Origin of the sequence: Actinomadura luzonensis (genome assembly GCF_022664455.2) — a bacterium.
GTDB lineage: Bacteria > Actinomycetota > Actinomycetes > Streptosporangiales > Streptosporangiaceae > Nonomuraea > Nonomuraea luzonensis.
The window spans coordinates 106,210-117,842 of the sequence record NZ_JAKRKC020000001.1; the positions used below are offsets into that span (position 1 = coordinate 106,210).

Below are 11,633 nucleotides of genomic sequence, written 5' to 3' on the forward strand. Positions count from 1 at the left end.
GTTTAGGCTGGGGGCATGTCGCAGCAATCCCGGCCGACCAGACCCCGTGACGCCGAGGCGACGCGCGCCCGGCTGCTCCAGGCGGCCACCGAGGAGTTCGCCGCCCACGGCATCGCGGGCGCCCGCGTCGACCGCATCGGCGCGGCGGCCGGCGCCAACAAGGCCCTCATCTACACCTATTTCGGCAACAAGGAGCAGCTCTTCGACGCGGTCATGGACGTGCACGTCACCCGCGTCCTCGACCAGGTGCCCTTCACCCCCGAGGACCTGCCGGGCTACGCGGGCCGCCTGTTCGACTTCCTCCTCGCCAACCCCCACCAGCTCCGCCTGGCCACCTGGCACCGCCTCGAACGCTCCGGCACCGGCCACGAGCCCGGCGGCCTCCGCGACTCCATGCGGCAGAAGACCGAGGCGGTCGCCGCCGCCCAGGCCGGCGGGCAGGTGCCGGACACCCTGGGCCCCGAGGACCTGCTGACCTTCACCCTGGCGCTGGCCAGTGCGTGGACGCCGACCAGCCCGATGGCCCCCGCGTCCGGCCGCGACGCGCGCGAGCACCGCGACGCGGTCGTCGAGGCCGTCCGCCGGCTCGTCGCCGGCTGAAGCCGCCTCCGGCACGCCACCGGGCGGCCGGCCGGCTACAGCCCGCCGGCGCGCGACCCGTCGCCGGGCGCGCGGTAGGCGATCCGCTCGAAGCGCGCCGAGCAGCCCTCCCCCGCCAGGTCCTGCACCCAGAGGCCGACGAAGGCGCCGGTGAAGCCGAAGGCGCGGATCTGGCCGTCGATCCGCTCGTCGGCGTACTCGTCGGACAGGATCGTGGCGTCCAGGTCGGGGCCGTACGCGTCGCCGTGGCCGAAGCGCACCACGGGCCCGTCGAGCTCCACCCGCAGCCGCACCTCGGCCGCGGCCGGCCCGAGCAGCCGCTCGGTGCGCACGCCCCGGTCGCTCGTGGTCAGCACCAGGCCCTCGGTGGTCAGGGCGAGGTAGTGCCAGTTGCGCGAGTTGTAGTAGGCGGTGATGCCCGCCGACTGGTGGACGCCGTCCGGTGTGAACCGCAGGACCGTCTCCAGCGAGCACGTCCGGTCCGTGACGCGTCGGGCGACCAGGCTGGGGGCGCGCAGCCCGTACGGCGACTGCCCGCCGCGGACGGTGAGGCCGTCGGCGTCGGCGCTCACCCAGTCGGGCGAGGCGGGCCGCCGCAGGGTGCTCCAGTTCCTGCTGAAGTCGCTGCTGAAGTCACTGCTGAAGTCACTGCCGGACGCGTCGTCGTCCTCCCACGGGTGCGCGGGCAGCGCGGGCGGCTGCACCTCCACGGCGGGCACGCCGCCCGCGACGCGCGGCCAGCCGTCCTCCCAGACCACGCGCTGCAACGCCGTCTCGCGGCCGAGCACGCACCTGCGGCCCGGGTACGGCCGGGCCACCAGGTGGGCGAGGTACCACTCGCCGTCCTGCGTCCGCACCAGGCAGCCGTGCCCCGCTTTCTGCAGCTCCAGGCCGGGGTCGTGGCGGGAGGTCAGCATCGGGCCGGCGGGGTCCTCCTCGTACGGGCCGGACATCGTGCGGGACCGCAGCACCGTGACCTGGTGGGTGTAGCCGGTGCCGCCCTCGGCCACCATCAGGTAGTACCAGCCGTCGACGTGGTAGAGGTGCGGGCCCTCGGTGGTGTCGCGCTCGGGCAGGATCAGCTCGGGCTTGCCGCCGTGCAGGGGTCGCAGCTCGATGCCGGAGAAGCCGCGGCCGGGCCGGGAGTCGAAGACCATGTAGAGCAGGAAGCTGCGGTCGTCCTCGTGGTAGAGCGCGGCGTCGAAGCCGCGGCCGGTCAGCCGGACCGGGTCGGACCAGGGGCCGTCGATCGCGGGGGCGGTGACCAGGTAGTTGGCGACGTCCTTGTAGCCGAGGGCGTAGTTGTCGCTGACGCTGTAGACGAGGTGGAACAGCCCGTCGTGGTAGGTGAGGTCGGGCGCCCAGACGCCGCCGGAGTCGGGAACGCCGGACAGGTCGAGCAGCCTGCGCTCGGTGAGGATGCCGCCCAGCGGACGCCAGTGCACGAGGTCGCGCGAGTGGTGGACGCGCACGCCGGGATACCACTCGAAGGTCGAGGTGGCGAGGTAGTGGTCCGCGCCCACCCGCAGGATGGACGGGTCGGGGTGGAAGCCGGGCAGGACGGGGTTGCGGATCACGTGGTCTCCTCGGGGCGGGGTGGGCGGTCAGAGGTGGGCGACCGGGATCGCCAGGACGGCATGTTCCCGATCTTTCCGCACATTCCGAGCCCCGGTGGGGGTGCGGGTCGCGGCGGCCTGCCCGGGGTGGGGCCGGAGCAGAAGGCGTTTGAGACTGATTGATGACGGTATGGACTCTTGAGCAGGGAAAATGGAGATCGCCCCGCTTTGGGGGCCTTCCTTCCGGGGGAGGCGAAACAGGCGGTCTCGGCAATCCACGGGGCCGCCGGATCGGGGGAACCCACATGCGCAAGACACTCACCGGACTGGGCCTGGCGTTCTTTCTGACGCTCGCACCGGCCGCCGCGGCCACGGCCGAGACGCCGGTCGCGCCCGTCGCGCACAGCCAGGTCACTCCTGCGCCGCAGGACAACAACAACCGCGCCAACGACGACGGAGGCGGCAAGGCCGGCCTGTGGGGCCTGCTGGGCCTGCTCGGGCTCCTCGGCTTCGCCGGCATGAAGCGCAACCACGAGCGCCACGAGGTCGGCACCGCCGAGAACGTGGGCAACCGCAACATGCGCCGGTAGAGCACCGGCCACGAGGCGAGCCGGCGACGAGGCCGGCGCCCGCCTCCACCCTTCGGGGCCCGCCGTCCGCGGCGGGCCCCGACCCATGTCCCCGGCAGGCCCCTTTGCCGGGACCGACCCGTCTCCCGGGCCGAATTTGGCCGAGCGAAATGTCCTTATTGTGATACTTCGCGGCTTTTGAGGGTATTCGTCTCTTTTGAAGCAAGACGAACAATTCGGGGGAAATCGTCGTGGCACTGCAGACAGAGATCCGTAGCCTGTTCGACTGCCACCTCGTGGGATCGGACGGGCAGTCCATCGGCCAGGTAGGCCAGGTATACCTCAACGACCGCACCGGCGAGCCGGAGTGGGTCACCGTCCGGACCGGTCTGTTCGGCATGAAGCAGACCTTCGTGCCCCTGACCGGCTCGCACCGCAACGGGGAGGAGATCCGCGTCCCCTTCGACAAGGAGAGGATCAAGGACGCGCCGAACATCGACGTGGACGGTCACCTGTCCGTCGAGGAGGAGGCCCAGCTCTACCGGCACTACGGCCTCCAGCCGCCGGGCGCCGTCCCGCAGCAGCGCAGCACCTCGCCCACCGGCGAACGCCGTCCGGACGACGCCAAGGCCCGCGGGATGACCACGCCCGTCACGCCGCCGCCCGCGACCGGGGGCATGGCCGGCACCGGCCCGACCGGCCACCGGCGGGACATGGGCGACATGGAGCGCATGCGCCCCAAGGACGAGATGGGCCGCACCCGCGACATGGGCCGCATGGGGGACATGGGCGATCGCGAGATCGACATGACCACGTCCGAGGAGCAGCTCCGCATCGGCAAGGAGACGGTCGAGACCGGCCGGGTCCGGCTCCGCAAGTACGTCGAGACCGAGAACGTCCAGGAGACGGTGCCGCTCAGCCACGAGGAGGTCGTCATCGAGCGCGAGCCGATCCGCGACGGCGACGTGACCGGCGGCCCGTACGAGATCGGCGAGGACGAGCAGAGCATCACGCTGCACGAGGAGCGCGCGGTGGTCGGCAAGGAGACCCGGCCCGTCGAGCACGTCCACGTGCGCAAGGAGTCCGTCCAGCACGAGGAGACCGTGGGCGGCCAGGTGCGCAAGGAGCACATCGAGGTCGACGAGGACGGCACGACCCGCGACCGCCGGCGGGGCGACGACCGCCCGCCGCTGTAACCGCGCTCGCGCCCAGCGGCACCACGGGCGGGCCTCGCACCCGAGGCCCGCCCGTCGGCGTGCCCGCCGGCGCTAGGCGACCTCGACGATCGGCGCCGGGGGGAAGAGGTCGTCGAACACCACCGCCCGGTCGAAGCGGAGCGCGCGGGCGCGGGCCCGCAGCTCCAGGTCCTGCCGCTCGGCGGCGGACATCTCCAGCACCACCCGGTCGAGGGCGGCGGCCAGGCCCAGGACGTCGCCGGGCGCGACGATGACGGCCGTGTCGCCGACCGCCTCGGCGGTGCCCCCGGTCGTGGTGGTGATGATCGGCCCGCCCCCGGCCAGCATCTTCTCGGCCAGCGCGATGCCGAAGGTCTCCACGAAGTCGGGCTCGGGCTTGGTGGGCAGCGCGTAGGCCGCGCAGCCGTGCATGAGCAGCGCCTTCTCCTGGTCGTCGACGTCGCTGAGGAAGACCACCCGGTCGTCCTCCTCGGCGAGGGCCTGGACGTGCTCCAGCGCCGGGCCGGTGCCCGCGACCACCAGCTTGACCCGTTCGCGGCAGCGCGCCTGGGCGAAGGCCGTGACCAGCTCGTAGACGCCCTTGGCCCGGGTCACCCTGGACAGGAACAGCACGTAGCCGTCGCGTTCCAGCCCGCGGCGGGCCAGCGCCGCGTCCACGTCGTTCTGGTCGAGGTCGAGGAAGGCGGTGGAGTCGATGGGCGGGTAGCTGACGCTGACCCGGCGGCGGCACTGCTCGGCGAAGGAGGTGCCGCAGTGCGCGTCGACCTGCCCGGCCGCGGCGACGATCTCGTCCCTGGTGTAGTCGGAGACCGCCACGACCTCGTCGTTGGCGAGGAACGTGGTGAACAGCGCGGTCGCCGCGCCGAACCGGCCGTCGCGCAGGCACGAGGCGATCACGTTGGTCACGTCGGAGCCGACCGCCTTGGCGACGGTGTGCACGTCGGGCGCGAACCCGGCCGCGCGGGCCGCCGCGACCGCGTCCACGACGACCGAGGTGTGCGGCGCGAGGTACATCGACAGGCACGTGGTCGGCACGCCCTCGGCGAGCAGCTCGACCAGCCGGCCGGTGAGCCCGGCCTGGAAGCGCCCGTCGGGCACCCGGTAGTCGCCGACCGGCTCCGGCCGCTCCACGGTGATGCCGGGGCTGTAGGGCAGCAGCCGGTCCAGCGGCTTGAGCGGCAGCCCGGCCGCCTGCAGCGCCGGGATCGGCCAGGTCAGCAGCCGTACGTCGGTGAACCCACGGGTCAGCGCCACCTCGGCGAGGTTGCGCGCTTCGCCGGAATGGCCGCAGATGACCGGGTCGGCCCTGACCACGATGACGAGACGGCGATGCGGGTGGTTCATCGCGCTACCTCCGGTGAGGCGGTGTTTCGGAAAGGGACGGCGGCCGGATCTCCCGGCCCCAGTCCGACGGCTCCGGGCCGAGCCGGAGCCGGAGGACGCCGCCGCGGTGCACGGTGGCGGCGTCGAGGTGCGTCGCGTGCAGGGGCTCGCCGTCGAGGGTCGCCGACTGCACGTACTGCGGGGGCGGGTCGTGGTCGGGTCCGTCCACGCCGATCGGGGTCTCGCGGTGGCCGCTGGTCTCGACGACGAACTCGCCCTCGCCGGTGCGGAGCACGGCCCGTTCGAACGCGGGCGCGTTGACGAGGAACAGGCTCTGCCCGGCGACCGGGAACAGCCCGATCGAGGCCCACACGTACCAGGAGCTGAGGCCGCCGGAGTCGTCGTTGCCCGGCAGCCCGCCGGGCCCGGTGCCGAACTGCCAGGTCAGCGCCGCGTGCACCACCTCGGCCGTGCGGTCGGGGCGGCCCGCGTAGTGATAGGCCCAGGGCGCCTCCATGTCGGGCTCGTTGTTCAGCCCCTCGAACCGGTTGAGCGCGTAGCCGGCCGCCATCTCCACCGGGTGCGGGCACCGGCCCGGCTGCCGCACCGGCCGCGCGCCGAAGCCGAAGAACCGGTCGAGCTTGTCGACGAACTCCTTGTCGCCGCCCGCCAGGGCGATCCTGGCGGCCATGTCGTGCAGCAGGCGGAAGGAGTAGTTCCACTTGCCGCCCTCGTAGAACTCCGAGTCCCGCAGCAGGCCGGTGTCGCGGTCGAAGGCGTTGGTCCACTGCCGGCCGCGGCGCTCCAGGTCGTCGGCCAGGCGGCGGTCGCCCAGCGCGCGGGCCACCTTCGCGGTGCAGTGGTGGGCGTAGGCGAGGTCGAGGGTGTGCGTGATCGGGTGGACGACGCCGTGCTCGAAGAAGTCCTCGCCGTACATGCGCCGCAGGTCGCCGACCATGTGGACGAGCGCCCAGTTCCAGTCGAGCGCCGTGCGGCCGAGCACGTGCGCGTCGGCCAGCGCCGTGTGCACGAGCGCGCTGCCCTGCCGGAAGAACCGGTCGGCGCCGCGGGCCATCCGGTAGCCGATCGGGAAGTTGCCCTCCTCCTCGGCGACCCTGATCAGCGACTCCAGCAGGTCGGCGGCCCGGTCGGGGACGATCGCGGCCAGCAGCGGGAGCTGCGTCTTGTAGATGTCCCACATGGTGCACACGTCGAACGCGAACGGCCCCGGGCTCGGCCAGAACGGGCTCTCGTCGTCGGCGAAGCACGGCTTGACCAGCGCGTGGTACAGCGACGTGGCGAACACCGTGCGGCGGGCCGGCGTGCCGCCCTCGACCTGGACACGGCCGAGGTGGTCGGCCCAGCGGGCCCGGGTGCGGAGGCGCACGGTGTCGAAGGCGGAGGAGTCGTGCGCGCACTCCCGCTCCAGGTTGTGGCGGGCCTGCTCGCAGCCGCGCAACGAGAACCCGAGCCGCACCTCGACGGTCTGCCCCGCCCTGGCCGGGCCCATGAAGAGCATGCCGAACGGCCGCAGCGTGGTGTGCCGGATGCTGTCGAAGTCGAGGCGGGTGCCGCCGTGGATGAGCCGGCGGTCGTACCAGAGCATCTGCCGCCAGCCGGGGCTGTCGACCTCCAGGTAGACCGACAGCGGGACGCCTTCCATCACCACCGTGCCCTGCGCCCGGCCCTGCCCCATGCTCTCGGCCTGCGCCCGGACCGGGACGGTGCGGCCCAGGTCGATGTCGAGCCCGCCGCAGGACAGGTCGATCACGACGCGGGCGCTGGAGTGCTCGGGGAAGGTGTAGCGGTGGACGGCGATCTTGGCGCCGACGGTCAGCTCGCAGCGGATGCCGGTGTCGAGGGTGGCCGCGTAGTAGCCGGCCTCGGCCACCTCGTCGTGCAGCGGCCACGACTCGTTGAGGTCGTCCAGCGGCTGCACCATGGGGGTGACCCGGACGTAGTTGTAGTACTTGCGGATCGCGCCGGTGCCGGACTGCTGGAAGTGGGTGAAACCGGACGCCTGGAGCCGCTCGAACATCTCCTCGGGCACGCCCTCGGTGTTCTTGGCGTAGCGGCCGTACCCCGTGGGGTAGGCGCCGGAGTAGGCGCAGGCCGAGACCATGCCGAGCGGCGAGGTGGCGCCCGGATGGGTGTTGCCCACCTGCGGTTTCGGCCACCACCAAGTGGCGGCGAGACCGCGTGCCGGAGGCAGGTCGGTGGCCGCTGTGCCGATGAAGGGGTCTACGTTCGCGAGGATGAGCGGAATCTACCCGGCGCGGGGGTGCTCAAAGGTTTCGGCGAGGTGAAATCCTTGTCCAGGACGGGACACGGGCCTGGTACCGCGTCGAGGTTCCGTCGAGGTTCCGTCGACGACCCGTCGACGCCCTGCTCCTACCGTCGTGGGCCATGTCCACCACATCCCGGATCACCGCGGACCCCGCCGCCCCGCCGCCGCCCGCGCCGCCCGAGCCCGCCCCGCCCGAGGACGGCGGCGGCGTCGTCGCGTTCCTCGAACGCCTCGGCTCGATCATCGTCCCCATCGGGGTGGCCCTGTACGCGGTGCTCTACCTCGGCGTCGAGCAGATGTACGGAATCTTCGGCATCAACCCCGAGCAGGCGGGCATCGACCAGTCCGTCCTGCTGGGCCGGCTGTTCGGCACCCTGGTCCTGATGGCGCTGATCGCGCTGCCCGCCTTCGGCCTGCTCGTCGGGTTCCTGTGGCTGGCCGACCGGCTGACGCGGGGCGCGCTCGGCCGGCTGTTCGACGCCGTGCGGCGGCGGCCGTGGATCGCCGCCCTCGCCGCCGCGCTGTGGTGCGGGGCGACCTACTGGGGGCTGTTCAACCTGGTCACCGACCTGACGCTGGGCCTCATGGTCGTCGTGGCGGTGGGGCTCGGCGTGCTGGCGTTCCTGGTGCCGTTCCGGCTGCTGCGCCGCCGGCCGGTCGGGCGGGCCGCCACGAAGGTGCTGATCGGCGCGCTCACCGGCATCGGGGCGGGCTTCCTGCTGATCCTGGCGATGATGCAGGGCGCGGTGGAGGTCCAGGAGACCGGCCAGGCCAACGAGCTGATCAGCTACGTCGGCTTCCAGGACCAGTGGGCGGTGCTGCGCGACGCCGAGAACGACAAGCCCCTCTACGACGGCCGCTGGATGATGCTGCTCGGCGAGAGCGACGGCACCTACGTCTTCTACGACTGCGACAAGCAGGAGACCTTCCGCCGCCCGATGGAGACCACGAACCTGTCCGGCATCCAGCTCGACCCGGCGCGGGAGAAGGGCTTCACCTGCGGCTCGCTGGCCGGGCGCGGCTAGGGCACGCCCGCCTCCTCCGGGACGGCGGCGGCCAGCAGGGCGCGCACGTCGTCGGCGTCCGGCAGGTCCTGCCGGCTGAGCAGCGCCAGCGCCTCGGTGAGGCAGGCGCGGGCCCGGCTGGGCCGGCCCAGCTCGGCGAGCGCCTGGCCGAGCACGGTGAGGGCCTTGCCCCTGATCCACGACTGGTCCGGGTCCACCAGGATGGCCAGCGCCTCCTCGGCGTGGTCCACGGCCTGCCGCGGCCGGCCCATGGCGAGACAGGTGTCGGCCATCCGGCGCAGCGTGATGCCGTCCCAGGTGTGCTGCTTGAGCCGCTGGAACTCCGCGCGTCCCTCCGCGAAGCGCGCCAGCGCCTCCTCGTGCCGTCCGGCCCTGGCCAGCGCGACGGCGAGCTGGTAGGAGATCTGCGGGTTGGGCCGGCCGCCGCCCAGCTCGCGGGTGATGGCGACGGCCGCCTCCCCGACCTCGACGGCCTCGCCGCCCCGGCCGGCCTCGCCCAGCGCGAGCGCCAGGTTGCCGAGGCCGACGGCCTCGTACGAGCGGTGCCCGTGGCCGCGCCAGAGCCCGATCGCCTCGTGGTACAGGGCGATCGCCTCGTCCCACTGCCGCCGGTCGTGCGCGATCATGGCGTGCACGTTGATCGCGCAGGCGTGCTCGACGGCGAACTCGTGGCCGGGATCCAGCCGCCGGACGGCCTCGACCTCGGCGATCGCCTCCTCGCCGGCCTTGCGGGCGTAGAGGATCTCGCCGCGCTTGCGCCGGGCGTAGGTCTCGGCCGCCCGGTCGCCGCGCGAGCTGGCCGCCGCGATGAGGCGGTCCACCGCCTGCTCGTAGCCGAGGGTGTCGGACTCGAAGTCGAAGACCAGGGACATCATGTCGAGCAGCGACACGGCGTCGAGCAGCGCGCCGCCGGGCGTCCCGGCGATCTGGTGGAGCAGGCCGAGCATGTTCCGCTCCTCGGCGGCGCCCCATTCGAGCGCGGCGTCGAGGCCGGCGAAGGCCGGTCCTGGGCGGGTGGTCCTGCGGATCCAGCCGAGCAGCGGGTCGCCCGGGTACATCGCGGCGACGATCCACGCCATCCCGGCGATGTGGAAGCCGAGCAGCCGGTCGAGGGCCGCGCGCCGGGCCTGCTCGCCGTCCTCGGCGTCGAGCCGGGCGCGGGCGAAGAGCTTGAGCAGGTCGTGGTGGCGGTAGCGGCCGGGCGCGGGCGAGTCCATCAGGTGCACGTCGACCAGGCCCTCGCACAGTTCCTCGGCCTCGGCCTCGGGCAGGTCCAGCACGGCGGCCGCGGCCGCGGCGGACAGCTCGGGCGTGTTCGGGGCCGACAGCAGCCGGAACGCCGCCGCGTGCGCCACGTCGAGCTGGTCGTAGCCGAGCCGGAACGTCGCCTCCACGGCCAGGTCGTCCACGCGCAGCTCGGCCAGGCGGCGGCGCTCGTCGGCCATCCGGTCGCGCATCCTGGCCAGGCTCCAGCCGGGCCGCGCCGCGAGCCGCGAGGCCACGATCCTGATCGCCAGCGGCAGGTAGCCGCACGCCTTCATCAGCTCGCGGGCCTCGTCCCACTCGGCCGCCACCCGCGCCTCGCCGACGATCCTGGCCAGCAGGGCCAGCGCCTCGTCCGAGGGCATGGCGGCGAGGTCGAGGTGGTGCGCACCGGCCAGCCCGGCGAGGCGGGCCCGCCCGGTCACCAGGACGGCGCAGCCCGCCGCCCCCGGCAGCAGCGGCCGGACCTGCGCCGGGCTCGCCGCGTTGTCCAGCAGCACCAGAACCCGCCGCCCGGCCAGCACCGACCGGTAGAGCGCGGCCCGCTCCTCCAGGCTGTCGGGGACGGCGCCGGCGTCCACGCCGAGGCAGCGCAGGAACGCGCCCAGCACCGCCCCCGGCTCCAGCGACCTGGGCCCGGCGCCCTGGAGGTCCGCGAAGAGCTGCCCGTCGGGGTAGCCGGCGGCCAGCCGGTGCGCGACGTGGACGGCGAGCGTCGTCTTGCCCATGCCGCCCGCGCCCGCGACGGCCGAGATGACGAGCGCGGAGCCGTTGCCGGCGGCCAGCGCCCGGGTGACGCGCTCGATGTCGGGGCCCCTGCCGGTGAAGTCCGGCATGTCGGCCGGGAGCTGGCGCGGCACCGGCGCCGGGTCCACGGCCGGGCGCGCGCCCGCGGGGTCCGCGCCGAGCCCGGGGTCGGCGGTGATGATCCGGCGGTGCAGCTCCCCCAGCTCCGGCGACGGGTCCAGGCCCAGCTCCTCGGCCAGCAGCTTGCGGGTGTCGGTGAACACCCCGATCGCCTCGGCCTGCCGGCCCGAGCGGTACAGCGCCAGCATGAGCAGCCCGGCCAGCCGTTCCCTGGTCGGGTGGGCGGCGCAGAGCGCGGTCAGCTCGGCGACGACCTCGGCGGGCCGGCCCGCCTCGACGTCCTCGGCGAGCCGCCGCTCCAGCAGGACGAGCCGCCGCTCGGCCAGGTGCGCCCGCTGCGCCAGCGCGTAGCCGCCGTCCAGCCCGGCCAGGGGCTCGCCCTGCCACAGGGCCAGGGCCTCGGCGGGCCGGCCGGCCCTGGCCAGCTCTTCGGAGGCGGTGGCGTCGCAGGTCGCGGCGGGCATGGCGTACCCGTTGCCGACCGAGGTGACGGTGTCCGCGCCGAGCGCGGCGCGCAGCCGGGACACGTACGTGCGCAGGGTGCCCATGGCCGAGCGCGGCGGCCGCTCCCCCCACAGCGCGTCGAGCAACTGGTCGTGGCTGACCGCCCGGCCGCGCGCCAGCAGCAGGACCGCGAGGACCAGCCGCTGCTGGGGCGAGCCGACGTCCAGCTCGGTCGCGCCGCGCCAGGCGCGGACCGGCCCCAGCACCGAGAAGCGCAGCTCAGCATCACTCATCGCGGGCACCACGGCGACGCGCTCGTCCCCTCAGCCGGAAGGTCGCCCGCCGCGGACGCGGAGGCGCTGCCTGAACAAGTCCTGCATCTTAGGGGACGAGGTCCCAACCCATGGGCTAAGTCGGGAATTTGCGAATTGATGCCGCTTTGCCCTGCACTGGGTGGCTTTTGGTTTGCCTTTGACGGTCTGTGGTAGCCGCACGTGACATCA

Annotated in this window: 8 protein-coding genes; 4 read left to right on the top strand and 4 right to left on the bottom strand. The window is 73.5% G+C overall.

Going from position 1 to position 11,633, the window contains the following annotated elements:
- Nucleotides 1–15: 15 nt before the first annotated feature.
- Complete coding sequence (locus MF672_RS00505; RefSeq protein WP_242371653.1) at nt 16–600, top strand: TetR/AcrR family transcriptional regulator; 585 nt, start codon at nt 16–18, stop codon at nt 598–600.
- 35 nt (nt 601–635) lie between these two features.
- On the opposite strand, the gene MF672_RS00510 is transcribed toward MF672_RS00505, so the two are convergent.
- Nucleotides 636–2,177: a glycoside hydrolase family 43 protein gene (locus MF672_RS00510; protein ID WP_242371652.1), complete on the bottom strand. Its 1,542-nt coding sequence runs from the start codon at nt 2,175–2,177 to the stop codon at nt 636–638.
- A gap of 284 nt (nt 2,178–2,461) precedes the next feature.
- Between MF672_RS00510 and MF672_RS00515 the strand changes: the two genes are divergently transcribed.
- Together MF672_RS00515 and MF672_RS00520 are read left to right on the top strand one after the other, a co-directional pair.
- A complete protein-coding gene (locus MF672_RS00515; protein WP_242371651.1) occupies nt 2,462–2,746 on the top strand; it encodes a WGxxGxxG family protein in 285 nt (94 codons plus the stop codon).
- A 230-nt stretch (nt 2,747–2,976) separates the two neighbouring features.
- A complete protein-coding gene (locus MF672_RS00520) occupies nt 2,977–3,921 on the top strand; it encodes a DUF2382 domain-containing protein (protein WP_242371650.1) in 945 nt (314 codons plus the stop codon).
- A 72-nt stretch (nt 3,922–3,993) separates the two neighbouring features.
- Here the strand turns inward: MF672_RS00520 and MF672_RS00525 are convergent, their stop codons facing one another.
- Both MF672_RS00525 and MF672_RS00530 read right to left on the bottom strand, forming a co-directional pair.
- A complete protein-coding gene (locus tag MF672_RS00525) occupies nt 3,994–5,265 on the bottom strand; it encodes a glycosyltransferase (protein ID WP_242371649.1) in 1,272 nt (423 codons plus the stop codon).
- A 4-nt stretch (nt 5,266–5,269) separates the two neighbouring features.
- On the bottom strand, nt 5,270–7,510 hold the full coding sequence (locus MF672_RS00530) for a GH92 family glycosyl hydrolase (RefSeq protein ID WP_308210524.1): 2,241 nt from the start codon (nt 7,508–7,510) through the stop codon (nt 5,270–5,272).
- Between the two features lie 140 nt (nt 7,511–7,650).
- On the opposite strand from MF672_RS00530, the gene MF672_RS00535 reads away from it, so the two are divergent.
- Nucleotides 7,651–8,556: a hypothetical protein gene (locus MF672_RS00535; RefSeq protein ID WP_242371648.1), complete on the top strand. Its 906-nt coding sequence runs from the start codon at nt 7,651–7,653 to the stop codon at nt 8,554–8,556.
- Here the strand turns inward: MF672_RS00535 and MF672_RS00540 are convergent.
- Complete coding sequence (locus MF672_RS00540; protein ID WP_242371647.1) at nt 8,553–11,423, bottom strand: AfsR/SARP family transcriptional regulator; 2,871 nt, start codon at nt 11,421–11,423, stop codon at nt 8,553–8,555. The genes MF672_RS00535 and MF672_RS00540 overlap by 4 nt on opposite strands.
- Nucleotides 11,424–11,633 lie beyond the last annotated feature (210 nt).